Source organism: Enterobacter cloacae complex sp. 382A5 (genome assembly GCF_050031095.1).
Taxonomy (GTDB): domain Bacteria; phylum Pseudomonadota; class Gammaproteobacteria; order Enterobacterales; family Enterobacteriaceae; genus Enterobacter; species Enterobacter cloacae.
The window spans coordinates 1,028,329-1,053,782 of the sequence record NZ_JBLGVK010000001.1 but is presented as its reverse complement, the minus strand read 5'-3'; the positions used below and the strand labels follow the sequence as shown (position 1 = coordinate 1,053,782).

General features: G+C 53.7%; 23 protein-coding genes. 6 read left to right on the top strand and 17 right to left on the bottom strand.

The window, feature by feature from the left end:
* Window positions 1–34 precede the first annotated feature (34 nt).
* From amtB to ACQG2G_RS04945, 5 genes are all read right to left on the bottom strand, one after another.
* The gene (gene amtB / locus ACQG2G_RS04965; protein WP_013095872.1) at window positions 35–1,321 is read right to left on the bottom strand and encodes an ammonium transporter AmtB; all 1,287 of its coding nucleotides are present in this window, start codon (window positions 1,319–1,321) and stop codon (window positions 35–37) included.
* 35 nt (window positions 1,322–1,356) lie between these two features.
* Entirely contained in the window at window positions 1,357–1,695 is a 339-nt protein-coding gene (gene glnK, locus ACQG2G_RS04960) for a P-II family nitrogen regulator (RefSeq protein WP_008503304.1), read from the bottom strand.
* A gap of 222 nt (window positions 1,696–1,917) precedes the next feature.
* Window positions 1,918–3,699, bottom strand: coding sequence for a SmdB family multidrug efflux ABC transporter permease/ATP-binding protein (locus ACQG2G_RS04955; protein ID WP_013095870.1), 1,782 nt, complete (start codon window positions 3,697–3,699; stop codon window positions 1,918–1,920).
* Entirely contained in the window at window positions 3,692–5,464 is a 1,773-nt protein-coding gene (locus ACQG2G_RS04950) for a SmdA family multidrug ABC transporter permease/ATP-binding protein (RefSeq protein WP_248766796.1), read from the bottom strand. The genes ACQG2G_RS04955 and ACQG2G_RS04950 overlap by 8 nt, the downstream gene beginning before the upstream one ends.
* 30 nt (window positions 5,465–5,494) lie before the next feature.
* Window positions 5,495–5,953, bottom strand: coding sequence for an Lrp/AsnC family transcriptional regulator (locus ACQG2G_RS04945; protein WP_020686133.1), 459 nt, complete (start codon window positions 5,951–5,953; stop codon window positions 5,495–5,497).
* 115 nt (window positions 5,954–6,068) lie between these two features.
* Between ACQG2G_RS04945 and ACQG2G_RS04940 the strand changes: the two genes are divergently transcribed.
* Entirely contained in the window at window positions 6,069–7,115 is a 1,047-nt protein-coding gene (locus tag ACQG2G_RS04940; protein ID WP_248766795.1) for a PLP-dependent cysteine synthase family protein, read from the top strand.
* A gap of 40 nt (window positions 7,116–7,155) precedes the next feature.
* Here the strand turns inward: ACQG2G_RS04940 and cof are convergent, their stop codons facing one another.
* Window positions 7,156–7,974 carry an HMP-PP phosphatase gene (gene cof / locus ACQG2G_RS04935; protein ID WP_248766904.1) on the bottom strand — a complete coding sequence of 273 codons (819 nt, stop codon included), beginning with the start codon at window positions 7,972–7,974 and terminating at the stop codon, window positions 7,156–7,158.
* A gap of 101 nt (window positions 7,975–8,075) precedes the next feature.
* Between cof and ACQG2G_RS04930 the strand changes: the two genes are divergently transcribed.
* Both ACQG2G_RS04930 and queC read left to right on the top strand, forming a co-directional pair.
* On the top strand, window positions 8,076–9,776 hold the full coding sequence (locus tag ACQG2G_RS04930) for an SgrR family transcriptional regulator (protein WP_045292941.1): 1,701 nt from the start codon (window positions 8,076–8,078) through the stop codon (window positions 9,774–9,776).
* A 66-nt stretch (window positions 9,777–9,842) separates the two neighbouring features.
* Window positions 9,843–10,538: a 7-cyano-7-deazaguanine synthase QueC gene (gene queC / locus ACQG2G_RS04925; protein ID WP_013095864.1), complete on the top strand. Its 696-nt coding sequence runs from the start codon at window positions 9,843–9,845 to the stop codon at window positions 10,536–10,538.
* Window positions 10,539–10,540: 2 nt separating this feature from the next.
* Here the strand turns inward: queC and ACQG2G_RS04920 are convergent, their stop codons facing one another.
* The 11 genes from ACQG2G_RS04920 to bolA form a co-directional block, all read right to left on the bottom strand.
* Window positions 10,541–10,870 (bottom strand): addiction module antidote protein, encoded by a 330-nt coding sequence (locus tag ACQG2G_RS04920; protein ID WP_013095863.1) that lies wholly within the window; start codon window positions 10,868–10,870, stop codon window positions 10,541–10,543.
* Window positions 10,857–11,210: a type II toxin-antitoxin system RelE/ParE family toxin gene (locus ACQG2G_RS04915; RefSeq protein WP_020686128.1), complete on the bottom strand. Its 354-nt coding sequence runs from the start codon at window positions 11,208–11,210 to the stop codon at window positions 10,857–10,859. Before ACQG2G_RS04915 ends, ACQG2G_RS04920 begins: the two co-directional genes overlap by 14 nt.
* Before the next feature lie 47 nt (window positions 11,211–11,257).
* Entirely contained in the window at window positions 11,258–11,656 is a 399-nt protein-coding gene (locus ACQG2G_RS04910) for a YbgC/FadM family acyl-CoA thioesterase (RefSeq protein WP_014830880.1), read from the bottom strand.
* 99 nt (window positions 11,657–11,755) lie between these two features.
* Window positions 11,756–12,136: a helix-hairpin-helix domain-containing protein gene (locus tag ACQG2G_RS04905; RefSeq protein ID WP_028028047.1), complete on the bottom strand. Its 381-nt coding sequence runs from the start codon at window positions 12,134–12,136 to the stop codon at window positions 11,756–11,758.
* Window positions 12,137–12,284: 148 nt separating this feature from the next.
* The gene (gene ppiD, locus ACQG2G_RS04900; protein WP_038418799.1) at window positions 12,285–14,156 is read right to left on the bottom strand and encodes a peptidylprolyl isomerase; all 1,872 of its coding nucleotides are present in this window, start codon (window positions 14,154–14,156) and stop codon (window positions 12,285–12,287) included.
* Between the two features lie 212 nt (window positions 14,157–14,368).
* Window positions 14,369–14,641, bottom strand: coding sequence for a nucleoid-associated protein HU-beta (hupB, locus tag ACQG2G_RS04895; RefSeq protein WP_002444653.1), 273 nt, complete (start codon window positions 14,639–14,641; stop codon window positions 14,369–14,371).
* 210 nt (window positions 14,642–14,851) lie between these two features.
* Window positions 14,852–17,206: an endopeptidase La gene (gene lon, locus ACQG2G_RS04890; protein ID WP_013095859.1), complete on the bottom strand. Its 2,355-nt coding sequence runs from the start codon at window positions 17,204–17,206 to the stop codon at window positions 14,852–14,854.
* A gap of 184 nt (window positions 17,207–17,390) precedes the next feature.
* Entirely contained in the window at window positions 17,391–18,665 is a 1,275-nt protein-coding gene (gene clpX / locus ACQG2G_RS04885; protein ID WP_013095858.1) for an ATP-dependent protease ATP-binding subunit ClpX, read from the bottom strand.
* A 127-nt stretch (window positions 18,666–18,792) separates the two neighbouring features.
* Window positions 18,793–19,416 carry an ATP-dependent Clp endopeptidase proteolytic subunit ClpP gene (clpP, locus tag ACQG2G_RS04880; RefSeq protein WP_013095857.1) on the bottom strand — a complete coding sequence of 208 codons (624 nt, stop codon included), beginning with the start codon at window positions 19,414–19,416 and terminating at the stop codon, window positions 18,793–18,795.
* 258 nt (window positions 19,417–19,674) lie between these two features.
* Window positions 19,675–20,973 (bottom strand): trigger factor, encoded by a 1,299-nt coding sequence (tig, locus tag ACQG2G_RS04875; RefSeq protein ID WP_013095856.1) that lies wholly within the window; start codon window positions 20,971–20,973, stop codon window positions 19,675–19,677.
* Window positions 20,974–21,303: 330 nt separating this feature from the next.
* A complete protein-coding gene (bolA, locus tag ACQG2G_RS04870) occupies window positions 21,304–21,621 on the bottom strand; it encodes a transcriptional regulator BolA (protein WP_013095855.1) in 318 nt (105 codons plus the stop codon).
* Window positions 21,622–21,926: 305 nt separating this feature from the next.
* On the opposite strand from bolA, the gene ACQG2G_RS04865 reads away from it, so the two are divergent.
* The 3 genes from ACQG2G_RS04865 (at window position 21,927) to cyoA (ending at window position 25,453) form a co-directional block, all read left to right on the top strand.
* Window positions 21,927–22,505, top strand: coding sequence for a lipoprotein (locus ACQG2G_RS04865; protein WP_013095854.1), 579 nt, complete (start codon window positions 21,927–21,929; stop codon window positions 22,503–22,505).
* A 45-nt stretch (window positions 22,506–22,550) separates the two neighbouring features.
* Window positions 22,551–24,026 carry a muropeptide MFS transporter AmpG gene (gene ampG, locus ACQG2G_RS04860; protein ID WP_058661729.1) on the top strand — a complete coding sequence of 492 codons (1,476 nt, stop codon included), beginning with the start codon at window positions 22,551–22,553 and terminating at the stop codon, window positions 24,024–24,026.
* Between the two features lie 479 nt (window positions 24,027–24,505).
* A complete protein-coding gene (gene cyoA / locus ACQG2G_RS04855; RefSeq protein WP_013095851.1) occupies window positions 24,506–25,453 on the top strand; it encodes a cytochrome o ubiquinol oxidase subunit II in 948 nt (315 codons plus the stop codon).
* Window position 25,454: the final 1 nt, after the last annotated feature.

Here is a 25,454-nt window from a genome sequence, read left to right as displayed (position 1 = left end):
AAACGGCAATCGGAGATTGCCGTTTTGCTGTTTATTATGCGTTGTACGCATTCTCGCCGTGGCTGTTGACGTCGAGACCTTCGCGCTCCTGCTCTTCCGGTACGCGCAGACCCACAGTCATGTCCGCCAGTTTGTAGCCAATGAAGGCCACCACAGCAGACCACACAACGGTAATGGCGATACTTTCCAGCTGCACCAGCACCTGGTGAACCATGTCAACGCCCTCAGCGTAACCCACTCCGCCCAGCGATTTCGCGGCGAAGATACCGGTCATGATACAACCGACGATACCGCACACGCCGTGCACGCCAAAGACATCGCAAGGGTCATCCACGCGCAGAAGACGTTTCAGCGCCGTCACCCCCCACAGACCCGCCAGACCTGACACCAGGCCGACAAGCAGCGCACCACCGACACCGACGTAACCACATGCTGGGGTGATCCCCACCAGACCGGCAATGGCACCCGAGCACGCGCCCAGCAGAGAAGGTTTACCGCGAACCGCCCACTCACCAAACACCCATGAGAGGATTGCACCCGCCGTGGCCACCACGGTATTCACGAAGGCCAGCGCAGCGATTTCGTTAGCAGCGCTCGCAGAGCCGGCGTTGAAGCCGAACCAGCCAAAATAGAGGATTGCTGTACCGGTAAAGACCATCGGCAGATTGTGTGGTTTGAACGCTTCTTTGCCAAAGCCCACGCGTTTGCCAATCAGGTATGCACCCACCAGACCCGCTACCGCGGCGTTGATGTGAACAACGGTACCGCCTGCGAAATCCAGCGCGCCGTGCGACGCCAGCAGACCGCCACCCCAGACCATGTGTGCAATCGGCACATAGGAGAGTGTCAGCCAGACCACTACAAAGATCAGAACGGCAGAGAAGCGAATACGCTCAGCCAGCGCACCCACAATCAGCCCCACGGTGATACAGGCGAACGATCCCTGGAACGCAACGTGGATGTACTGATAGAAACTGCCCATCACCGCGGTCAGTTCAATATTTTTCAACATGGCCCAGTTGAAGTTGCCGAAGAAAGCGTTACCTTCACCGAAGGCCAGAGAGTAGCCGTAAACCACCCACAGCACGCAAACCAGCGCGAACGTCACGGCAACCTGCGTCAGCATGGAGAGAACGTTTTTGCCACGGATCAGGCCGCCGTAAAACAGCGCGATGCCCGGAATAGACATGAACAGCACCAGCGCGGTGCTGATCATCATAAAGGCGTTATCGGCTTTGTCTGCCACCGCAGGAGCAGCCATTGCCAGGCCCGGCAGCAGTGCCAGCGAACCCAGACCCGTTTTGATTGTTGCTATCTTCATTTTCTCGATCCCTATCACTGTGTGCCAGGAGTTACTTACAGTGCCGCTTCGTCAGATTCGCCGGTACGGATGCGAATGACGCGCTGCAGTTCGGCAACGAAAATTTTGCCGTCGCCAATTTTGCCGGTATAGGCCGCTTTGCTGATCACATCGATGACTTCATCAAGCTGGTCATCAGCAATCGCGACATCAATTTTTACTTTTGGCAGGAAGTTAACGCTGTATTCCGCCCCGCGATAAAGCTCGGCATGACCCTTCTGACGACCGAAGCCTTTCACTTCGGTGACAGTCAGTCCCTGAATACCCATTGAAGACAACGCTTCACGCACGTCTTCGAGTTTGAATGGTTTGATTACCACCGTAACCAGCTTCATAGATCCCCTCCAGTCAGAATTCGGTAATGGCCGCAGCTAACACGCAGGAGACATTGCAAGGGGTGTGCCAGAAATGAAAACGGAAGGGAAAAGCGGCGCAATGCGCGTTAAAAGACCATTCATGGTCAACAGGTGAAAAAAAACGCACCATGGCAGTGCATGGCGCGTTTCGGTTTTGCACCAACAGCGGTGACTGTTAGCACGTTGCCTGTTTTTGGTGCATCAGGCGCTAAGCGACTCTTCCTCCCGGACGCTGGCCGCCAGCTCTTCACCCGCCAGTTGCAGCTGATACATCTGCCAGTAGCGGCCTTTCGCCTCCAGGAGCGCCCGGTGCGTACCGCGTTCAACGGCCTGTCCGCGATGCAGCACCAGAATGGTATCTGCGTCGACAATCGTTGAAAGACGGTGCGCGATAACCACCAGCGTCGTGTGATCGCGCACGGCGGCCAGTGCCTGCTGGATAGCCTGTTCAGTACCGGAGTCGATGCTGGCCGTCGCTTCATCCAGAATCAGCACCTGTGGCGTTTCAATCAGCACACGCGCCAGCGCCAGAAGCTGTTTTTGCCCGACAGAAAGATTATTCCCCTGCTCGCCCAGCCGGGTGTTGATTCCGTCGCTGAATCCGCGTGCCAGCTCCGCGAGCTGCACTTTTTCCAGCACTGCCCAGACCTGCTCCTCGGTATAATCACGCCCCAGGGTCACGTTGGCGTAAAAGGTATCGGCCAGCACAACCGGATCTTGCTGCACCATCGCTACACCTTTACGCAATACGCTGTGGCTGAGCGACGCCAGCGGACGTCCATCCAGACGAATTTCGCCTTTCGTTAACGGGTAGTAGCCCATCAACAGGCTTGCAAGCGTACTCTTGCCGCTGCCGGTATGCCCCACCAGCGCCACAAAGCCGCGCGACGGCACATCAAGATTGATGTCCTGCAACACCAGCCTGTCTTCACGGTAGGCAAACGAGACATGGTCAAACGTAATCGCCCCGCTTTGCAGCGGTGCTGTGTCCTCACCATAGGTCTGACGCGGTCTGTCCATCAGTTCAAAGACGCGCTCTCCGGCAACCACCGCCTGCTGCAACATGGATTGTTGGGTTGTGAGTTCAATCAGCGGCTCGTTCAGGCGTCCCAGATAGCTGATAAAAGCATACAGAACCCCCACTTCAATCGTTCCGCCCGGGCTCAGGCCAAAGAGCATCAGCAGGCCGCAAAGCACCAGCGCCGAGAAGAGGCTCAGCAGCGGACGCAGCAGAAAACCATCAAGGCGCAGCGTCTGCATACGCGCCATATAGTGCGAACGGCTGGCTTCGCCCATGCGCTCGCCAAAGCGAGCCTGCTGGCGGAACTGCTGGATGACGCTCATGCCGTTGATCACTTCGTTGAAGCCATCGTTAATATCGGCCAGGTAGGTCCGCACCCGACGTACAATGGGCGTGCTGTAGCGCTGATAGATCACCATCACAATCAGCACCGCCGGGAAAATCGCGATCGCCACCAGCGCCATGCGCCAGTCAAGGCTGAACATCGCCACCAGCATGGCGCCAATCAACGCGGCACTGCGCAGCACGGTCGCCACGACCGTCACATACAGATCGCGGATCACCTCGGTATCGTTGGTCACCCGCGAAATCACCTGCCCGACCGGCTGGATATCAAACTCGCTCAGCGGCTGGCGCAGAGCAGCATCCATAACGTCGGTACGCAGCTTCTGAACCACGCCCACCGCCGCCCGGTTAAAGAGTAGCGACTGCGCATAGTGCAGGCCAGCCGCTGCCAGCTGTAGCCCCACATAGGCCACGCCTAACCCCGCCACCAGCCCCAGCGGCAAATAGCTTTTCGCAACCATATTGTCGATGAAATAACTGATGAGCAGCGGACCGCTCACTTCTGCAATCGCCGCAATCCACAGCAGCACGACGGCAAGAGCAAGGGGTTTTCGCCATGGCGAACCGTAGGCCAGCAGGCGTTTTAGCGTCGGCCACTGCGTTTTTGATTTACGCATTAGCGTCCTCCTCTTCCTGTTCCGGGGCATCGTCGAGTGCCGCTTCAAGCTGCTGATAGCGATACATATCGCGATACCAGCCCGGTTGCTCCGCAAGCTGGTCATGCTGCCCGCGCTGGGCAATGTGCCCGTGCTGCAACACCAGAATTTCACTGGCTTCTGTCAGCGCCGACAAACGGTGGGCACTGATGATCACCGTCCGTCCGTCGCTCCACTGGCGAAGGTTATGCAGGATCTGGTGCTCGGTTCGACCATCCACAGCAGAAAGCGCATCATCCAGGATCAGGATTTCAGCATTGAGCAGCAGCGCACGGGCAATGGAAATTCGCTGTTTTTGCCCACCAGAGAGCATAACGCCACGTTCACCCACCTCCGTTTCATACCCCTGCGGCAGACGCAAAATATCGTCATGTACGCTGGCTAAGCGCGCCACATGCTCAATCTCTTCCTGCGTGGCCAACGGACAGCCAAGGGCTATGTTGTTCGCCACGGTGTCAGAAAAGAGAAACGGCGTCTGGCTGACCACGGCCAAACGGCGACGCCAGTCGTCTAGTTGCAGTGTCGTGAGAGGAAGATTGTGGAAACGAATGTCCCCCTGCGTGACATCAAAGTGACGCTGGAGTAGTGAAAGAACGGTACTTTTACCGGATCCCGTCGGGCCACAGATCCCGAGCATTTGCCCCGGTTGCAGCGTAAAGCTGACGTTTTCCAGCACCGGATGTTCCGTCTGCGGATAAACAAACGTACGGATGTCGACGTTCATCACCCCACGCCCTTCCGGTACCGGTTCGGTACCGTCGTTGACCACTGGCGCTTCAGACAGCATGGCGCGAATGCGGCTATAGGCGGCACTGCCGCGCTCCACGATATTAAACATCCAGGCCAGCGCCAGCATCGGCCAAATCATCAGCCCCAGGTACATGGCAAAACTGGTTAACTGCCCCAGGGTCAAGGTGCCCTGCACCACCATCCAGCTCCCGCCACCGACGGCCAACAGGTTGGCCATGCCAATGGCGATATAGATGGTCGGATCAAAGCGCGCATCAATACGCGCAACGCGCATGTTTTTTGCGCCGGTGTCTGCGGCATCGGCCGCAAACAGGGCAGATTGCCGATCCTCCAGACCAAAGGCTTTGATCATGCGGATACTGGTCATACTCTCCTGCGTGCGATCGTTTAGCGACGAAAACGCCGCCTGCGCCAGCTTGAAACGCTCGTGCAGTTGTTCGCCATAACGGTTGATCGCCAGCGCCATCAGCGGCATCGGCAGCAATGCCAGCAGGGTAAGTTGCCAGCTGATCTGAGTGGACATCACAATCAGAACCGCGCAGCCCATCACCAGCGAATCCACCAGCGTTAACACCCCTTCCCCGGCGGCGAACACCACGCGATCGACGTCGTTGGTGGCGCGGGCGATGAGATCCCCGGTGCGGTGGCGCAGGTAAAACTCGGGGTGCTGGCGACTCAGCTGACGGTAAAAATCCTCGCGCAGCTCAACGGCAAGCTGATAGGACGCGCCAAACAGCAGCACGCGCCAGACGTAACGCAGCAAATAGACGATGACGGCCGTCAGCACCAGCGTGCCAATCCACATCAACACCCGTGCGGTGGTGTAATGCTGTTCCGTAACGCCATCCACGACGTAGCCCACCACCTTCGGCGGGATCAGCTGCAAAATGGCAATGATGATAAGCAGGAGAACTGCGCCGAGGTAGCGCTGCCACTCCCGACGAAAGTACCAGCTTAGTTGGGCAAATAATCGCACGCGGTTTGTTCCTGAAGGTATTTTATGGAGTTATTCAATGGGTAACGCTGTGGTGTATTTAATCTGTTCCATGGCGAAGCTTGAGGTGACGTCCGACAAGCCCGGTACGCTATTCACCAGCCGCTTGTAGAAATCATCATAGCGCTTCATGTCTGCCACCTGGACACGCATCAGATAATCGTACTCCCCGGCCATACGCCAGAAGCCGAGGACCTCCGGCATGTCAGAGACCTGGTTTACGAAGCGGCAATACCATTCGCTGCTGTGGTGCTGCGTTTTTATCAGGACAAAGGCCGTCAGGCCCAGCCCCAGTTTTTCGGGATCTAATAACGCGACACGCCCCAGCAGAATGCCGTCATCTTCCAGCTTCTTGAGGCGCTTCCAGCACGGTGTGGTGGTCAGATTAACGGCATCTGCCAGCGCCTGCAAAGAGAGGGTGCAGTCACTTTGCAGCAATGAAAGCAGCTTGCGGTCAATTTTATCTAGCATACCCACCTCACAGAGAAAATTTTTCTCCCTTCATTCTATTTTAAAGGCCAGATAGCAACAATTTTTTCTGTGCTTTTCGCTATGCTGGGCACAAAATGACAAACGGATAATTACGATGAATAGCAACTGGGTTAAACATGCCATCAGCGAAATCAATGCCGACTACCAGCGCTCGGCCGACACCCATTTAATCCGCCTCGCCCTGCCGGGGTTTGCGGGGATTCAGCTGTATCTGAAAGATGAAAGCACCCATCCTACGGGGAGCCTGAAGCATCGTCTGGCGCGTTCGCTGTTCCTGTATGGCTTGTGTAACGGCTGGATTAAAGAAGGCACGACAATTATTGAATCGTCATCCGGTTCAACCGCCGTCTCCGAAGCCTATTTCGCCCGCCTGCTGGGCCTGCCGTTTATCGCCGTGATGCCCTCCTGCACCGCGAAACGCAAAATCGAACAGATCGAATTTTATGGCGGACGCTGCCACTTTGTAGAAAGCGCCTGCGAAATTTACGCCGCCTCGGAAATGCTGGCCCGTGAGCTGAACGGCCACTATATGGACCAGTTCACCTTCGCCGAGCGTGCAACCGACTGGCGTGGCAATAACAATATAGCGGACAGTATTTTCCGTCAGATGACTCATGAGCCCCATCCGGTTCCGTCATATATCGTCATGAGCGCCGGTACGGGCGGAACCTCGGCCACCATTGGCCGCTATATCCGCTGTCAGGGCTACGATACGCAACTGATGGTGGTTGATCCGCAAAACTCGGTCTTCCTCGACTACTGGCAAAGCCGCAATGCCGACCTGCGCAGTCCGGTGGGCAGTAAAATTGAAGGGATTGGCCGCCCGCGCGTTGAGCCGTCGTTCATTCCTGATGTGGTGGATGAAATGCTCCGCGTACCGGATGCCGCCAGCGTCGCGACGGCGCACTGGCTGGAGACGCAGCTGGGCCGCAAGGTGGGTGCCTCTACCGGTACCAATATGTGGGGTGCGCTGCAGCTGGCAGCACGCATGCGTGAAGAGGGCCGCACGGGCTCTATCATCACGCTGCTGTGCGACAGCGGGGAGCGCTACCTGGAAACCTATTACAACGCGGAGTGGGTGCAGGCAAACATCGGCGATATTGCGCCGTGGCAAGCGCAAATTGCACAGCTGGTGAAATAAAAAAAGCCAGACCGAAGTCTGGCTTGCTGGAAGGGTCTCACTATTCGGGGGAATATGGGAGGGTGTTGTTGTCCAGCCAATGTGTTAAAAAATGGGACACAGCTTCATTACGGCAGTGTCCGATAACCGGCAGATGAGGAAGCGCAGAGATCAGCTGCGGCATAGCATTCCCCATAATCAAACCGCGCCCGACGCTGCCCAGCATCTCGCGGTCGTTCATGGCGTCACCAAACGCCATACACTCCTGCAGCGTCAAGCCCAGGTGGTCGCTCAGGACCGCCAGGGCAGAACCTTTGTTACACCCCACCGGCAACACTTCCAGACAATCCACCGCCGAAAAGGTCAGATGGGCCCGGTCGCCTAACGCCTCATTCAACTGAATACGTAAGCGGCAGAGATCGTCGTGATCGCCACAAAAACAGATCTTGGTCACCGCGTGGGCAGGTATGCGGCGCAGATCCATCAACTGATAGCGAAAACCGCTGTAGACATGCGCATGGAGAAGTTGAGGGATTTCACGCCCGGTAAACCAGCCGTTATCGTTAAAGACATGAACGCTGGCCTGGGTATCCCAGGTACTGTGCAGCACAATATCCGCCACTTCCGGGTTGAGATCCTGACGGTGCAGCATCTCCCCTTCGACCGAATGAATTCGTGTTCCGTTGCCGGTAATCAGAAATGCATCCAGGGAAAATGCGCCCAGCAGATGGCGCATCTCCAGCACATGACGGCCAGTGGCAAACGTCAGGGTTACATCACGCTCACGCAGGCGCTTAAGGGTGTTCAGGGTTTTCTCCCCTAAACGGTGATCCGGCATTAACAACGTGCCGTCCATATCAAATGCAGCGAGCCGAGCCATCATAACTCCCGAAATGTGATGCGATTAACTTGTGCATCAGTATTGCTTGAGATATACGGAAGTAATAGTGAATAGATGAGAATTATTGTTCCGGGTTTATTATGCGCCAGCTCAACCGCCTCAAACAGTATCAACGCCTGTGGCAGCCCTCCGAAGGGGCACCGCAGCAGGTCACCATTGCGGAGCTCGCCAGCCGCTGTTTTTGCAGCGAGCGGCATGTGCGCACCCTGCTGCGTCAGGCGCAGGAGGCTGGCTGGCTGAACTGGCATGCGCAGTCTGGTCGCGGCAAGCGCGGCGAGCTCAGGTTTTATGTCAGCCCGGAATCACTGCGCAATACGATGATGGAAGAAGCGCTGAAGCATGGGCAGCAGCATAACGCCCTGGAGCTGGCCCAGCTTGCGCCGGAAGAGTTGCGGGAGTTGCTGCATCCCTTTTTGGGCGGACAGTGGCAAAACGATACGCCGACGCTGCGCATTCCCTATTACCGCTCACTGGATGCGCTACAGCCTGGCTTTTTACCCGGCCGGGCGGAGCAGCACCTGGCAGGCCAGGTTTTCTCCGGGCTGACGCGCTTTAACGGTAACAGCAGCGAACCAACAGGCGATCTTGCCCATCACTGGGAAGTCACGGATGGCGGCCTGCGCTGGCATTTTTATATCCGCTCGACCCTGCACTGGCATAACGGCGACAAAATTGAGACAGCGCAGTTGCAGCGGAGCCTGAAGGCCCTGCTTATGCTGCCAGCCCTGCGCAAACTGTTCCAGAGCGTATTAGACATCGAGGTCACTCACCCGCAGTGCCTGACGTTTACCCTGCATCAACCGGACTACTGGTTGCCCCATCGTCTGGCGACCTACTGTAGCCGTCTGGCCCACCCTGACCAGCCCATGACGGGCAGCGGCCCTTTCAGGCTGAGCGTATTTGATTCCGAGCTGGTGCGTCTGGAAAGCCACGAGCAGTACCATCTTAGCCACCCGCTGATCAAGGCGATTGAATACTGGATCACGCCGACGCTATTTGATTACGGACTGGGGACCAGTTGTCGTCATCCGGTCCAGATTGCCATTGGCGAGCCTGATGAACTGGAGAGCCTGCGGCTGGTAAGTAACAGCACCAGCCTGGGCTTCTGTTATCTCACCCTGAAACAGAGCGACCGGATGAGCGAACTGCAGGCTCGACGGCTAATCAATATCATCCATCTCTCAACGCTGCTGCATACGCTCCCGCTGAACGAAGGGTTGATTACCCCAACAGAAGAGCTGCTTCCAGGCCTGCCTATTCCCCGGTGGCCGGATTTAACGCACGTTCCTTTACCGGCAGCGTTAACCCTCGTCTACCATTTGCCCGTTGAGTTACACACCATGGCAAACCAGCTAAAACAGTATCTTGCGCAGCAGGGCTGCGAACTGACCGTTATCTTTCACGATGCGAAGACGTGGGACGGATGTCCGCAGCTTGCCGATGCGGACATGATGATGGGAGACAGGCTGATTGGCGAAGCGCCGGAGTACACGCTTGAACAGTGGCTTCGGTGCGATACCCTCTGGCCGCATCTGCTAAGCGCGCCGCAAGTTGCGCATCTGCAGGCCACGCTGGATGCCGTACAGACTCAGGCCGATGAGCAGGCAAGACACGCTGGCCTGAGAGCCATCTTTACCCGGCTGATGGACAATGCGGTGCTGACGCCGCTGTTTAACTACCAGTATCAAATTAGCGCGCCACCGGGAGTAAACGGAATACGACTGAATACCCGTGGCTGGTTTGATTTCACTGAAGCCTGGCTTCCAGCCCCCCGGTCGTGAAGAAGCTGGTCGTCGCCGAAGTCAGACGGTAACATAATGTTTTTACCGTAACTGTCGAGATGATTTATGAAACGTGCCGTCGTCGTGTTCAGCGGAGGACAAGATTCCACTACCTGCCTGGTTCAGGCGCTTCACCAGTACGATGAAGTGCATTGTGTCACTTTCGATTATGGCCAGCGCCATCGCGCTGAAATCGACGTTGCCCGCGAACTGGCGCTGAAACTGGGCGCACGCGCGCATAAGGTGCTGGACGTCACGCTGTTAAACGAACTGGCCGTCAGCAGCCTCACCCGCGACAGTATTCCTGTTCCTGATTACAAACCTGACGCCAGCGGTATTCCCAATACCTTTGTGCCAGGGCGTAATATTCTTTTTCTGACCCTGACGGCCATCTATGCCTACCAAGTGCAAGCCGAAGCGGTGATCACCGGCGTTTGCGAAACCGACTTCTCCGGTTACCCGGACTGCCGCGACGAGTTTGTAAAAGCGCTTAATCATGCGGTAAATCTGGGGATGGCCAAGGAGACGCGCTTTGAAACGCCGCTAATGTGGCTTGATAAAGCGGAAACCTGGGCACTGGCGGACTACTGGGGCAAGTTGGATCTGGTTCGCAGCGAAACCCTGACCTGCTACAACGGCATTAAGGGCGACGGATGCGGCCAGTGCGCCGCCTGTAACCTGCGTGCCAATGGCTTGAATCACTACCTGGCAGATAAAGCCGGTGTGATGGCCGCAATGCAGAAAAAAACCGGGCTGAAATAGGGTTATTTGACCGTGCTGTCGAACAGTTTTACACCGGCAGCACGCGTGACTTTCATTAGCGTCGTCAGTGTTGGATTGCCATTATCAGACAAGGTTCGGTATAGCTGCTGGCGGGAAAGACCTGCTTTGGCAGCAATTTCACCTATGCCGCCGCGGGATTCGATGACCTGGCGGAGTGCAATGAGATAGGCAGGGATCCCCTGATCCTCATAAATTTCTTCCAGTGCTATTTGCAGGTAAAGTTGAGCGTAGGAAGGGTTTTCACGAAGCATTTTTACAACCGCATCGTGATGGTTAACAGAACTTGAATAGTGTCGTTTAGAAGTGCTCATCTGTTTTTCCTTTAGATAGATGATCTTTCAAGAAATCTACCGCCTGTTTAACATCTTGTTTTTGACTCTTCTTGTCACCACCGATGAGTAACAACAAGACCCTCTGATGCTCTACGGCAAAATAGATCCTGTAACCGGGACCACTATCAATTCGCATCTCCCAAACACCTTCTCTAAGGTATTTGTAATCACCAAAATTATGCTTTATTGCACGGTTAATACGCATAAGGATCCGTAAAACAGTCTCCGGATCCTTTCTACGCATCCTGGTTATCCACTCCTCAAACGGCACTTTGCCGTCACGGGTCCGATAACGCTCAACAACATAGTCCCTGTCCATTATTCTATCCCTGGAAAAACACTTTGTCTTTTATAAAAGACAAAAAATCACACGATCATCAGCTCCAGCTTTTCCCGCAACTCCCCTTCCAGCGGCAGTGCTTTCTGCGTTTTCAGATCGATACAAACGAAGGTGATCAGCGCATCGGCTACCACCTGCCCTTCCGGATCCAGCGTCACGACCTGACTGAGCACGCCGCTCTTCCCGTTTAGCTGTTGCACCTGGCTGGTCACTGTAAGCACATCCCCCAGCACGGCCGGGCGACGGTAGTTGATATTGATGTTGACGACCACGAACGCGATGTTGTGCGCGGTCAGCCATTGGAAGCTTTCGCTGTTTTCCAGCCCATCCCAGCGCGCCTCTTCAAGAAATTCGAGATAGCGGGCGTTATTCACGTGCTGGTAAACATCAAGATGAAAACCGCGTACTTTGATTTTTGTCTGCATAGCGCAATAGCCTTTACTGTTGTTATAGGATAAGAGGTCAAGACTGGTATGACCTCTTTATCCTGGCAAACTTTTGCTGCTGTGCAAGTAAAACTGAAATTACAACGTCAGGTGTGAGAGATTGCGCTCAACCAGTGAACTGCCCATCCCCGGAACCTGCCTGAGGTCGTCAACCGTTTTAAACGGGCCGTACTCTTCACGGTAACTGACGATAGCCTGCGCTTTTTTGAGCCCTACGCCGTTCATCACGCGGGCGAGATCTTCAGCCGAGGCCGTGTTGATGCTGACGCGTGTACCGTCGTCCTCTGTGCTTTTGCCAGGTTCAGCGGCTTTAGTTTGGGCAGATGCTTGTGCAGCGGGGTCAGTTTTGCTCTGTACAGACTGCGTTTTGGCTGCGGGGGACGCCGCCAGTGCGCCTGCGCTCATTCCGGTAGTGGCAATAGCCAGTGTGATTAGCAGTGCTTTGATTCCACATTTCATGCTGTTATCTCCTTGTTTGTTGACAGCCATGTCACCATAGCCGTCAGCCAAAGGAGGCTCAAACATGCGTTTGCAGAAATGGAAAAGGCCGCGAAAGCGGCCTTCAGGGTTTGCAGAGCGTTACGAAAATCTGCGAGCAGACATGTAATTATTGCTGCTGAGTGATGGCATCGCCCAGCTTGATTTTGGCTTCTTTACGCAGGTTGCTCATCATCGCTTCGAAAGCAATCTGGGCATTGTTCTGGGTGATACCCTGAACCATTGCTTTCTTTTGCGCTTCTGGCATGGTGCCGGCTTTCACTTCATCCAGCGCCAGCAGAACGACGTTCCCCTGCATGTCGGTTGTTGTCCCGAAGCTCGGTTTGTCTTTCGCTGGCAGGCTCAGACCAAACACAGCCTGGCTGATTGGGTCCTGACCGGTACGGCTCAGCGTTTTCGCGTCACCGAAGCTCAGACCCGCCGCTTTCAGGGCGTCTTCTTTACCGGCTTTCAGGTCAGCCAGGATCTTCTCAGCATCCAGTTTTGCCTGCTGTTCCGCTTTGCTATGTTTAACCTGCGCCACAACCTGATCTTTCACTTCCGCCAGCGGTTTTACCGCTTCAGGCTTGTGCTCGCTCACGCGCAGAACAAACGCACGGTCACCGTCAACGGTAATGATATCGGAGTTGCTGCCCGGCGTACCGTTCTCACCCACCAGACCACCGTTGAAGATGGCATCCGAAACCGGTTTGAAGTTCAGCTCTTCCGGCAGGTTGTCACGGCCAAACCAGCCGGTCTCAACCGCTTTCACGCCAGCAGCCTGCTCTGCACCGGCCAGAGATTCGTTGTCGTTGCTCGCCGCATCGCTCACTTTCTGCTGCAGGGCATAGTACGCATCAAGCGCTTTTTCCTGCTTCACTTTGGCGGCGATATCATCACGCACCTCAGCCAGAGGTTTGGTTTTAGCGGCTTCGATATCATCCAGACGCGCAACCAGGAAACCAACGGACGATTTAATCACACCCGACAGCTGGCCCTTGTCTTTCAGACCGGCATTTTTCAGCTCATCCGGCGTAGTCGCCGCTTCCAGCCAGCCCATATCGCCGCCATTTTTGGCAGAGATGATGTCGGTGGATTTTGCTTTCGCGACGGTGGCGAAATCTGCGCCTTTGTTCAGCTCATCCAGCACCGCTTTGGCATCGGCTTCGGTTTTGGTCTGAATCACGCTGTAGCGGTTACGCTGGGGCTGAGTGAACTGATCCTGATGCTGATCGTAGTAAGACTGGATTTCTGCATCAGTCGCGGTTTCCTGCAACGCAGCAGCATCCAGCTTGATATAGCTCACGCGGAACTGCTCAGGTGCAACAAAGCTGTTTTTATTCTGCTCGTACCAGGCATTAACCTCTGCGTCGCTCACCTGCTGCTTCGCCGCGAGCGCATTCACATCGATGGTCGCCTGACGCACAACACGCTGCTGTGCCACCAGGGCTGCCAGTTCGTCAGTTTCACCTTTGAGCATGAAATCAGTACCAACCACCGCATTGATGAGCTGTTGTGTCGTCAGCTGGTTACGCAGCGCCTGCGCGTATTGATCGGCCGTCATGCCCATCTGATTCACAATGCTGTTATAGCGAGCGTTGTCGAACTTGCCGTTAGACTGGAAAGCCTGAGTCGAGAAGATGGCTTTTTTAACCTGCTCATCGCTGATACCCAGACCCAGTTTTTTGGCATATTGATCGAGGAGCGCTTCGTCAATCAGGCGGTTCAGCGTCTGCTGGCGCAGGGTTTTCATGTATCCTTCGTTCGCAGCCAGCTCAGAGAATTGGTCGCCCAGCTGTTGCTGCATACGGTTACGTTCACCGGCAAACGCGTTCTCGAACTGACCGCGGCTGATTTCCTGGCCGTTCACTTTTGCGGCATAGTTTGCGCCACCGCCGATAAGGTAACTGCTCACGCCGGTCAATATGAACGACACGATAATGATACCGAAAATAATCTTGAGCACGAGACTGTTAGCAGCCGTGCGTAAGCTGTCCATCATGGTGTAACAACACTCCGCTGTAGGTGACTGGTTACCTGACGCTAACGGAAAATCCTGACCGTCGCGCGTAAAGGCGTATTGTGACAAGAAAACGGGGCGATTGTCAGCCCACAACTCGCATAAACTCGCACAAATCAGGTCTGGACAAATAAAAAAGGCACATCAAATGATGCGCCCTTGTACTTTTCAGCTTCCCTGAAACGGGAAAGCAATCAGTTTACTGCGTCTTTCAGCGCTTTACCTGCACGGAAACCCGGCACTTTAGCGGCAGCAATGGTGATCTCTTTACCGGTCTGAGGGTTGCGGCCAGTACGGGCAGCACGCTCTTTAACAGCAAAAGTACCGAAGCCTACCAGTGCAACGTCGTCCCCAGCCTGCAGAGATTCAGTAACAGAAGCAATTAATGCATCTAACGCACGTCCAGCTGCAGCTTTAGAAATATCAGCACCAGCAGCAATTTTGTCAATCAGTTGAGATTTATTCACTGTTCTCTTCCTCTCTTTATAATTTATATCGCGCCTGAATCCTTCACAACGCGACCGCGCAGCAGTTATATCAGGCCTGCCATGACCTTACAACACCCGTTGTTGATGGCTGACCTAATCAGCAATCTAAATTAGCTATACAAAAAAAGGCTGGCAAGTGCGAAATGACTTACCAGCCTTGTTTTTATTGACGCTCTTTGCGCGAGGTCACTATTTTGCGGTCACAACCTGCATTCCGGAGGGTTCATTCTGCAATGCGAGAGTAAGAACCTCCTCAATTCGCTTAACAGGATGAATCTGCAGATCGGCAATCACGTTGTCCGGAATTTCTTCCAGATCGCGTTTATTTTCGTAAGGAATCAATACGGTTTTGATCCCACCACGATGTGCCGCCAGCAGTTTTTCTTTTAACCCACCAATTGGCAGAACCTGACCACGCAGGGTAATTTCACCGGTCATTGCGACATCAGCGCGCACCGGGTTCCCTGTGAGACAGGAGACCAGCGCGGTACACATCGCGATACCGGCGCTTGGGCCATCTTTCGGCGTTGCCCCTTCCGGGACGTGAACGTGGATGTCACGTTTTTCGTAGAAATCCGGGTTGATCCCCAGTTTCTCCGCACGTGCGCGAACCACGGTCAAGGCCGCCTGGATAGACTCCTGCATGACTTCACCCAGAGAACCGGTGTAGGTCAGCTTACCTTTACCTGGCACACAGGCGGTTTCGATGGTCAGCAGATCGCCGCCCACTTCCGTCCATGCCAGACCGGTGACCTGACCCACGCGGTTTTCGTTGTCCGCACGACCATAGTCGAAACGCTGAACGCCCAGATAGGCATGCAGATTGTCGCCGTTAATGGTGATGTGCTTCAGGCTCTTATCCAGCAACAGCTGTTTCACCGCTTTACGGCACAGTTTCGAGATTTCACGCTCAAGGCTACGCACGCCCGCTTCGCGAGTGTAGTAGCGAATGATGCCGATAATCGCGCTGTCCTCGACGGTCAGTTCGTTGGCTTTCAGTGCGTTACGCTCAATCTGTTTTGGCAGCAGATGCTGCTTCGCAATATTCAGCTTCTCGTCTTCGGTATAACCAGACAGACGGATCACTTCCATACGATCCAGCAGCGGAGCCGGAATGTTCATGGAGTTGGAGGTCGCCACGAACATCACATCGCTCAGATCGTAGTCCACTTCCAGGTAGTGATCGCTGAACGCCACGTTCTGTTCTGGATCAAGCACTTCCAGCAGAGCCGAGGCCGGATCGCCACGCATATCCGACGACATTTTGTCGATCTCATCGAGCAGGAACAGTGGGTTTTTAACCCCTACTTTCGCCATCTTCTGGATCAATTTACCCGGCATAGAACCGATGTAGGTACGACGGTGGCCGCGGATTTCCGCTTCGTCGCGTACGCCACCCAGCGCCATACGGATATATTTACGTCCGGTCGCTTTCGCAATGGACTGACCCAGAGAGGTTTTACCTACCCCTGGCGGTCCAACCAGACAGAGGATTGGGCCTTTCAGTTTGTTTACACGGCTTTGTACCGCGAGGTACTCAAGGATGCGGTCTTTAACACGCTCCAGGCCGTAGTGGTCGGTATCGAGGATCTCCTGCGCCTGACGCAGGTCTTTTTTGACCTTGCTGCGGGCGTTCCACGGCACCTGAACCATCCACTCGATGTAGCCACGCACCACCGTCGCTTCAGCCGACATCGGAGACATCATTTTCAGCTTCTGCAGTTCAGCTTCCGCTTTCTCTTTGGCCTCTTTCGGCATTTTTGCCGCGTCGATCTTACGCTTCAGCGCTTCGTTTTCGTCCGGCGCGTCGTCCATCTCGCCGAGCTCTTTCTGAATGGCTTTCATTTGCTCATTCAGATAGTACTCACGCTGCGATTTTTCCATCTGCTTTTTCACACGATTGCGAATACGCTTCTCAACCTGCAGCAGATCGATTTCAGACTCCATCATCGCCATCAGATATTCCAGACGTTCGTTAACGTCGGACATCTCCAGCACGGACTGTTTGTCCGCCAGCTTCAGCGGCATATGCGCTGCGATGGTGTCCGCCAGACGTGCGGGATCGTCGATGCTGTTCAGCGACGTCAGCACTTCTGGTGGGATTTTCTTGTTCAGCTTGATATAGCCTTCAAACTGGCTAATCGCGGTGCGCACCAGCACTTCCTGCTCGCGCTCATCAAGCTGAGGCGAATCAAGGTACTCTGCCTTGGCAGAGAAATGTTCGCCATTGTCAGACAGGGTGGTAATACGCGCACGCTGCAGGCCTTCTACCAGCACCTTAACGGTGCCGTCAGGCAGCTTCAGCATCTGCAAAATAGAGGCCACGGTCCCGACGGTGAAAAGATCGTTTACACCCGGCTCATCCGTCGAAGCTTCCTTCTGCGCAACCAACATGATTTTTTTATCATGATCCATGGCGGCTTCGAGGCAACGGATAGATTTTTCCCGCCCTACAAATAAGGGTATGACCATGTGCGGATAAACCACCACATCGCGCAACGGCAATACGGGGATTTCAATGCGTTCAGAACGCTCAGGATTCATAGAGCTCTCTCTTAGTTTAGTGTCCGCCAGGTAAACTGGTCATGTAACTGTGCTTCACACAACCATTAACATGTAATCCAGTATATGGGGATGTTTCCCACACATTCAACGCCATGAATACGGAAAAAGTAAAGGGGAGATAAAATCCCCCCTTTTTGATTAACTGCTTGTATGATTTGGTGAATTATTCGCCAGATGCCTGCTGCGCTTCCGGTTTCCCGTAAATCAGCAGCGGCTTGCTTTGACCACCGATAACGGACTCGTCGATAACCACTTTTTCGACATCTTCCATGGAAGGCAGGTCGTACATGGTATCAAGCAGCGCCGCTTCAACGATGGAACGCAGACCACGGGCACCGGTTTTACGGATCATCGCTTTCTTCGCAATTGCATCCAGCGCTTCATCACGGAATTCCAGCTCAACGCCTTCCAGGTTAAACAGCGCCTGATACTGCTTGGTCAGCGCGTTTTTCGGCTCTTTCAGGATCTGGATCAGGGCTTCTTCACTCAGTTCATTCAGCGTAGCCACAACCGGCAGACGCCCAATGAATTCTGGGATCAGACCAAACTTGATCAGATCTTCTGGTTCAACCTGAGACAGCAGTTCGCCTTCGTTCGCTTTCTCAGATTTGGCCTTCACCGTTGCGCCAAAACCAATGCCGGAGCCGGTTTCAACACGGTGGGAGATAACTTTATCCAGACCGGCGAAAGCACCGCCACAGATGAACAGGATCTTGGAGGTATCAACCTGCAGGAACTCCTGCTGCGGATGTTTACGGCCACCCTGCGGGGGCACTGCGGCAACGGTCCCTTCAATCAGCTTCAGCAATGCCTGCTGTACACCTTCCCCTGATACGTCACGGGTGATAGACGGGTTGTCTGATTTACGGGAGATCTTGTCGATCTCATCGATATAGACGATCCCGCGCTGGGCTTTCTGTACGTCGTAATCGCACTTCTGCAGCAGTTTCTGGATGATGTTTTCCACATCTTCACCCACGTAACCGGCTTCGGTCAGGGTGGTGGCATCCGCCATGGTGAACGGCACATCCAGCAGGCGTGCGAGCGTTTCAGCCAGCAGCGTTTTACCGGAACCGGTTGGGCCGATCAGCAGAATGTTACTTTTACCCAGCTCTACGCCATTGCTGGTATCACCGTTACGCAGGCGTTTGTAGTGGTTATATACCGCTACCGCCAGCACTTTCTTAGCCTGCTCCTGACCGATGACATAGTCGTCCAGATGATGACGAATTTCATGCGGTGTCGGCAGCGCGCTACGCTCGCGGTGAGGCGCTACTTCTTTAATCTCTTCGCGAATGATGTCATTACATAAATCAACACATTCGTCGCAGATATACACGGACGGCCCGGCAATCAGTTTACGCACTTCATGCTGGCTTTTGCCGCAAAAAGAGCAGTACAGCAGTTTGCCCGAACCATCTTTGCGTTTATCTGTCATGAGTCCAAACCTCTTTTTAAGTTCTTTGTGCCGCACATGACGACGCAAATGCCATTTTCAGACGCAAGCTGCTCTCAAGCAGAGTGCCGCTTTACCTTAGTATAGCGGCACACTCGCGTCGCGGGCATCAATTACGATGGGTCAAAATGGAGTCGACTAAGCCGTACTCAACTGCCTCTGAAGCAGAGAGGAAGCGATCGCGCTCGGTATCGCGCTCGATCTGCTCAAGAGATTGACCCGTATGCTGCGCCATAAGTTCATTCATGCGCGCTTTTACTTTCAGAATTTCGCGGGCGTGGATTTCGATATCCGTCGCCTGCCCCTGGTAACCACCCAGCGGCTGGTGAATCATCACGCGGGAATTCGGCAGGCAGAAACGTTTGCCTTTTGCCCCTGCGGTTAACAGGAAGGCACCCATAGATGCTGCCTGACCCATACAGATAGTGCTCACATCAGGCTTGATGAATTGCATGGTGTCATAAATGGACATACCTGCCGTAATCACGCCGCCTGGGGAGTTAATGTACAGGTAAATGTCTTTTTCCGGGTTTTCCGCTTCCAGAAACAGCATCTGCGCCACGATCAGGTTCGCCATGTGGTCTTCCACTTGGCCGGTCAGAAAGATAACGCGTTCCTTGAGCAGACGGGAATAGATATCAAAAGAACGCTCACCACGTGAGGTCTGTTCAATAACCATTGGCACCAGAGCCATATGGGGTGCAAAGTTATCTCGTTCGCCACTGTATGACATTTCCGTCTCCTGGATCAAAATTGAAAACACCTGCTGTACTGATTGTAACCTTACGGACGGATTATCAGCCAGTCTCATTCATCTGATTACACACTTATGGGGTTTACATTGCCCTATTTCAAGCATAACAACCTTTTGTTGTTACGCTAACACCGAAAGGGCGTTTTAGCACCCTTCCTGGGCTATTGGTGCGATAAAAAAAACCCGTTGCCGGAAGGCAACGGGTTTTTGTTCAAACTTTAAACCTTCGGGGCGAAATTACGCCTGCTGGTTCATCAGTTCGTTGAAAGAGGTCGCTTTTTCGGTCACTTTCGCTTTCGCCAGTACCGCTTCAACAGCCTGCTCTTCCAGGGCAACATTACGCATGTTGTCCATCAGCTCTTTGTTCTTACCGTAGAACTCGATAACTTCTGATGGATCTTCGTATGCAGAAGCCATCTCTTCGATCAGGCCTTTCACACGCTCTTCGTCAGCTTTCAGCTCGTGAGTACGAATCACTTCGCCCAGCAGCAGACCAACAACAACGCGGCGTTTTGCCTGCTCTTCGAACAGCTCGCGTGGCAGTTCCATCGCTTGCTGCTGGTTGCCACCGAAACGCTGTGCAGCCTGACGACGCAGTACGTCGATTTCGCTGTCGATCAGCGCAGCTGGAACGTCGATTTCGTTCGCCTTCACCAGACCTTCGATAGCCTGAGATTTCACACGGTTACGCACAGCACCGTTCAGCTCGCGTTCCATGTTTTTACGTACTTCAGTACGCAGACCAGCAACAGAACCATCTTCCACGCCGAAACGCTTGATGAATTCTTCAGTCAGTTCTGGCAGTTCGCGCTCTTCCACTTTCTTCAGGTTGATGACGAACTTCGCTGCTTTACCTTTCAGGTTTTCAGCGTGGTACTCTTCAGGGAAGGTCACGTCGATGGTGAACTCTTCGCCCGCTTTGTGGCCTTTGATACCGTCTTCGAAGCCCGGGATCATACGACCCTGACCCATTGCCAGTACGAAGTCAGTCGCTTTGCCGCCTTCGAACTCTTCGCCGTCTACAGAACCGGTGAAGTCGATGGTGACGCGGTCTTCAGCGTCAACAGCGCCTTCTTTCTCTTTCCAGTTAGCCTGCTGCTTACGCAGGGTATCCAGCATGCCGTCAACATCTTCGTCGGTCACGGAAACAATCGGTTTTTCAACTTCGATAGATTCCAGACCTTTCAGTTCTACTTCCGGATACACTTCGAACTCTACAGAGTAGGTGAAGTCTTCGCCCAGTTTGTATTCGCCTGGAACGTAGTTCGGCGCACCGGCCGGATTGATCTTTTCTTTGATGATCGCATCGATAAAGTTGCGGCTCATCAGTTCACCCAGCACATCCTGACGCACGGAAGCGCCATAACGCTGAGCAACAACATTCATTGGTACTTTGCCCTTACGGAAGCCGTCAATACGTACTTTTTTTGCTACGTTGACCAGCTCGCTTTTCACAGCAGTTTCGATGCTGTCAGCAGCGATAGTAATCGTTACACGGCGGCCAAGGCCTTGAGTGGTTTCAACTGAAACTTGCATCTTGTTACCTCAAAAAAATCACAGTGCTCGGTCAACTCTGAATCTGTCTGTTTTACCGGGATGCTCTCTTAGTGCAGATTCACATTCCCTGTCGCCAGAATCATCCCGAAGACATTCAATAAGACGCGGCATTATAGCGGCATCACTTAGGTGAGTCGAGAACGGTTGGGGCATGTTGCTGCGGCTTTTTTCACACTTTAAGGCTATTTTTAGCCTTAAAATCGCACCATCCGCTCAAAACTCAGACAAAACAAAACGGCCCGAAGGCCGTTTTGAGGAAATCTGTAAGCAACATACTGGAAAAACTCCAGCGGTTGCAAATCCGATTTATCAGGCGATGGTGCCTGCACCGCGACAAGGCGGGGATGCAAAAACCGTATCCTGCAAGCCTTCCCACTCCTTAATGGTGTAGGTATGCAATGCCAGCGCATGTACGGTTGTGGAGAGTTCTTCCGTCAAGGTGCTGTAGATCAAGCGGTGTCGGTTCAGGAAACGTTCTCCCGTGAAGCGATCGCTAACCAGAACCACTTTGAAGTGGCTTTCAGAACCTGCCGGCACGTTATGACGATAGCTTTCGTCGACGACTTCGAGGAACACAGGGTTGAACGCTGCCCTTAATTTATCTTCTATCTGCTCACGTATCATCATGAAATTACTCCTCCGACAACGCCAGGATGTCACCCATCCCTTTAAATGTTAGCCGCTTTTACCGGTTCCATTACAACAAGACAACAAATATTTAGCTTTCGTCTTATTTTCTCATTCAAACGAATGAAGTTCACTGTGAGGCTCATACGTTTTGTCACACACAGGTTGAGAAAAAGGGCGAACTGGTCAGTTTTCAGACAAGGCGATGAATTTACATGCGTTGACCACTTCCCCTGGCCGTTAGCGATGTTATGATGGCGGCAATTTTTCTCTCTATATGCTTACGATTCGTTGAGAACCCGAAAATGTTAAAAAAACTCTTCTTTCCGTTGGTAGCCCTCTTTATGCTGGCAGGCTGCGCTACCCCGCCAACAACCATTGATGTCTCACCAAAAATCACGCTGCCTCAGCAAGATCCAAGCCTGATGGGCGTGACCGTGAGCATTAACGGTGCCGATCAGCGTCAGGATCAAGCCCTGGCGAAAGTGACCCGCGACAACCAGTTGGTGACGTTGACCGCTTCCCGTGACCTGCGTTTCCTGCTGCAGGAAGTGCTGGAGAAACAGATGACCTCTCGTGGTTACATGATTGGCCCAAGCGGTGCGGTTGATCTGCAGATCATCGTTAACAACCTGTACGCTGACGTTTCCCAGGGTAACGTGCGCTACAACATCTCCACCAAAGCGGACATCGCCATCATCGCTACCGCGAAGAACGGCAACAAGATGACCAAAAACTATCGTGCCAGCTACTCCGTAGAAGGTGCTTTCCAGGCCTCTAACCAAAACATTGCGAACGCCGTAAACAGCGTGCTGACCGATACCATCGCCGATATGGCGCAGGACACCAGCATTCACGACTTTATCAAGCAAAACGCGCGTTAATCCTGCCGACTGACCCGGTGTTTTACCGGGTCAGTTTTTAAGAACATGGCCAGTCATTACTTACGCATTTTCCAGCAACCCAAATCAGCCATTCTGCTGATCCTTGGCTTTGCCTCCGGTTTACCCCTCGCGCTCACTTCCGGCACATTGCAGGCCTGGATGACGGTTGAGAATATCGATCTCAAAACCATTGGCTTCTTCTCGCTCGTCGGCCAGGCGTATGTCTTTAAGTTCCTGTGGTCGCCGGTGATGGATCGCTACACCCCGCCGTTCCTGGGCCGTCGTCGTGGCTGGCTGGTGATGACGCAGGTCCTGCTGTTGCTGGCCATCGCCGCCATGGGATTCCTTGAGCCGTCGACACAGCTTCGCTGGATGGCGGCGCTTGCGGTGGTGATCGCCTTCTGTTCCGCGTCACAGGATATCGTGTTTGATGCCTGGAAAACGGACGTGTTACCCGCAGAAGAGCGTGGAGCCGGTGCAGCCATCAGCGTGCTGGGCTATCGCCTCGGCATGTTGGTATCTGGTGGGCTGGCGCTGTGGCTGGCTGACCGTTATCTGGGCTGGCAGGGCATGTACTGGCTGATGGCCGCCCTGCTGATCCCGTGCATTATTGCCACCCTCCTCGCCCCTGAACCGAGCGACGTGATCCCGGTCCCCCGTTCTCTGGAGCAGGCCGTTGCCGAACCGCTGCGTGATTTCTTTGGCCGCAACAATGCCTGGCTGATCCTGCTGCTCATCGTTCTTTATAAGCTGGGTGATGCCTTCGCGATGAGCCTGACCACCACGTTCCTGATCCGCGGCGTCGGGTTTGATGCCGGTGAAGTGGGAGTGGTTAACAAAACCCTCGGGCTCTTTGCCACTATCGTCGGCGCACTTTACGGCGGCGTGTTGATGCAGCGCCTGACCTTGTTCCGGGCGTTGCTGATCTTCGGCATTCTGCAGGGGGCGTCTAACGCGGGTTACTGGCTGCTGTCGATTACCGATAAACATATGATTAGCATGGCGGCAGCAGTGTTCTTTGAGAACCTGTGTGGCGGAATGGGTACCGCGGCGTTTGTCGCCCTGCTGATGACGCTCTGCAACAAGTCGTTTTCTGCAACGCAGTTCGCCCTGCTCTCGGCGCTTTCTGCCGTGGGCCGCGTATATGTGGGGCCGATTGCCGGTTGGTTTGTTGAAGCGCACGGTTGGCCAACGTTTTATCTCTTCTCCGTAGTTGCAGCCGTGCCAGGCATTTTATTGTTGCTGGTCTGCCGCCAGACGCTGGAATATACCCAGCGAACAGAACACTTTATGCCGCGAACGGAATATCAGCGCGCCTACCGTTTTGCGCTACGCCTGTTAATGGTGGGATGTCTGGCGCTGGGGTTATGGCTCGTGGTGCTTATCATCAATGCCACTACCCCCCTGGTGCTTCCTCTTGAAGCCCTTCTCCTTGATGTCGGCGCCCTGCTGGCGGTCGTCGGGATCCTGCTCGGTGGGCTGCTCGATTTTCTGGCTCTGCGTAAAACGCAGACAACCTGAAGATAAAAGCGAAAGGTTATTTCCCGTTGTAATCACCGGCCGAAATTATAACGGTGAAATAACCGACAAACGCTAAAAAAAATATTTGTTGTTTTGTGCGGGATAGGATTCGGAAATTATTGGAGCCATTTCTTTCAGGCTATTTTTCATTAAACGATTCAGCTTGGGAAAGATTGAATTTTCGTTTTTTAATTGTCTTTTTATTGATAATTAATTGTTAATTTTTTGTTTATTTTTAACAATGGTTATACCAATTGCCCCTTTTAGGGTATGCTTGGGGGTCCTTTCGTTATAAAGCCCATGCCATGCGGCTTCGGTCATAAAAACCGACATAATTTGCAACACTTGTGACATGTGCGGCAGAACCCGGTAACACCTTCCTGACACAGGTCTAATGATGTTTACAGTAATGTAACCTTCCCGTAAAATGCCCCCACACTTTAAACGCCACCAGACTCCCGTGGAATTGAGGTCGTTAAATGAGACTCAGGAAATACAATAAAAGTTTGGGATGGTTGTCATTATTCGCAGGCACTGTATTACTCAGTGGCTGCGATTCTGCACTACTTGACCCCAAAGGACAGATTGGACTGGAACAACGTTCATTGATACTGACGGCATTTGGCCTGATGTTGATTGTGGTTATTCCAGCCATTTTGATGGCTGTTGGTTTCGCCTGGAAGTATCGTGCGAGCAATAAAGATGCGAAGTATAGCCCTAACTGGTCACACTCCAATAAAGTGGAAGCTGTGGTCTGGACGGTTCCTATTCTGATCATCCTGTTCCTCGCTGTGCTGACCTGGAAAACCACTCACGCACTTGAGCCAAGCAAACCGCTGGTTCACGATGAAAAACCAATTACCATCGAAGTGGTCTCCATGGACTGGAAATGGTTCTTCATCTATCCAGAGCAGGGCATTGCTACCGTGAATGAAATCGCCTTCCCGGCGAACACTCCGGTTCAGTTCAAAGTGACCTCCAACTCCGTAATGAACTCCTTCTTCATCCCACGTCTGGGTAGCCAGATTTACGCGATGGCTGGTATGCAGACCAACCTGCACCTGATCGCGAATGAAGCAGGCACCTATGATGGTATCTCCGCCAGCTATAGCGGCCCGGGCTTCTCAGGTATGAAGTTCAAAGCTATTGCGACGCCGGACCGTGCCGCTTTCGACCAGTGGGTTGCAAAAGCGAAGCAGTCTCCAAACACCATGTCTGACATGGCGGCGTTCGAAAAAGTGGCTGCACCTAGCGAATACAACAAGGTGGAGTACTTCTCTAACGTGAAACCTGATTTGTTCAAAGACGTTATTGGCAAATTTATGGATCACGGCAAGAGCATGGACATGACCCAGCCTGAAGGCGAGCATAGCGCGCACGAAGGTATGGAAGGCATGGACATGAGCCACGCGGAAACCGCTCACTAAG

What these genes read in the sequence shown, in the direction of transcription:
- amtB (WP_013095872.1), bottom strand. Translation starts at nt 1,321, where the DNA reads ATGAAGATAGCAACAATCAAAACGGGTCTGGGTTCGCTGGCACTGCTG.
- glnK (WP_008503304.1), bottom strand. Translation starts at nt 1,695, where the DNA reads ATGAAGCTGGTTACGGTGGTAATCAAACCATTCAAACTCGAAGACGTG.
- ACQG2G_RS04955 (WP_013095870.1), bottom strand. Translation starts at nt 3,699, where the DNA reads ATGCGTAAATCAAAAACGCAGTGGCCGACGCTAAAACGCCTGCTGGCC.
- ACQG2G_RS04945 (WP_020686133.1), bottom strand. Translation starts at nt 5,953, where the DNA reads ATGCTAGATAAAATTGACCGCAAGCTGCTTTCATTGCTGCAAAGTGAC.
- ACQG2G_RS04940 (WP_248766795.1), top strand. Translation starts at nt 6,069, where the DNA reads ATGAATAGCAACTGGGTTAAACATGCCATCAGCGAAATCAATGCCGAC.
- cof (WP_248766904.1), bottom strand. Translation starts at nt 7,974, where the DNA reads ATGGCTCGGCTCGCTGCATTTGATATGGACGGCACGTTGTTAATGCCG.
- ACQG2G_RS04930 (WP_045292941.1), top strand. Translation starts at nt 8,076, where the DNA reads ATGCGCCAGCTCAACCGCCTCAAACAGTATCAACGCCTGTGGCAGCCC.
- queC (WP_013095864.1), top strand. Translation starts at nt 9,843, where the DNA reads ATGAAACGTGCCGTCGTCGTGTTCAGCGGAGGACAAGATTCCACTACC.
- ACQG2G_RS04920 (WP_013095863.1), bottom strand. Translation starts at nt 10,870, where the DNA reads ATGAGCACTTCTAAACGACACTATTCAAGTTCTGTTAACCATCACGAT.
- ACQG2G_RS04915 (WP_020686128.1), bottom strand. Translation starts at nt 11,210, where the DNA reads ATGGACAGGGACTATGTTGTTGAGCGTTATCGGACCCGTGACGGCAAA.
- ACQG2G_RS04910 (WP_014830880.1), bottom strand. Translation starts at nt 11,656, where the DNA reads ATGCAGACAAAAATCAAAGTACGCGGTTTTCATCTTGATGTTTACCAG.
- ACQG2G_RS04905 (WP_028028047.1), bottom strand. Translation starts at nt 12,136, where the DNA reads ATGAAATGTGGAATCAAAGCACTGCTAATCACACTGGCTATTGCCACT.
- ppiD (WP_038418799.1), bottom strand. Translation starts at nt 14,156, where the DNA reads ATGATGGACAGCTTACGCACGGCTGCTAACAGTCTCGTGCTCAAGATT.
- lon (WP_013095859.1), bottom strand. Translation starts at nt 17,206, where the DNA reads ATGAATCCTGAGCGTTCTGAACGCATTGAAATCCCCGTATTGCCGTTG.
- clpX (WP_013095858.1), bottom strand. Translation starts at nt 18,665, where the DNA reads ATGACAGATAAACGCAAAGATGGTTCGGGCAAACTGCTGTACTGCTCT.
- clpP (WP_013095857.1), bottom strand. Translation starts at nt 19,416, where the DNA reads ATGTCATACAGTGGCGAACGAGATAACTTTGCACCCCATATGGCTCTG.
- tig (WP_013095856.1), bottom strand. Translation starts at nt 20,973, where the DNA reads ATGCAAGTTTCAGTTGAAACCACTCAAGGCCTTGGCCGCCGTGTAACG.
- bolA (WP_013095855.1), bottom strand. Translation starts at nt 21,621, where the DNA reads ATGATGATACGTGAGCAGATAGAAGATAAATTAAGGGCAGCGTTCAAC.
- ACQG2G_RS04865 (WP_013095854.1), top strand. Translation starts at nt 21,927, where the DNA reads ATGTTAAAAAAACTCTTCTTTCCGTTGGTAGCCCTCTTTATGCTGGCA.
- ampG (WP_058661729.1), top strand. Translation starts at nt 22,551, where the DNA reads ATGGCCAGTCATTACTTACGCATTTTCCAGCAACCCAAATCAGCCATT.
- cyoA (WP_013095851.1), top strand. Translation starts at nt 24,506, where the DNA reads ATGAGACTCAGGAAATACAATAAAAGTTTGGGATGGTTGTCATTATTC.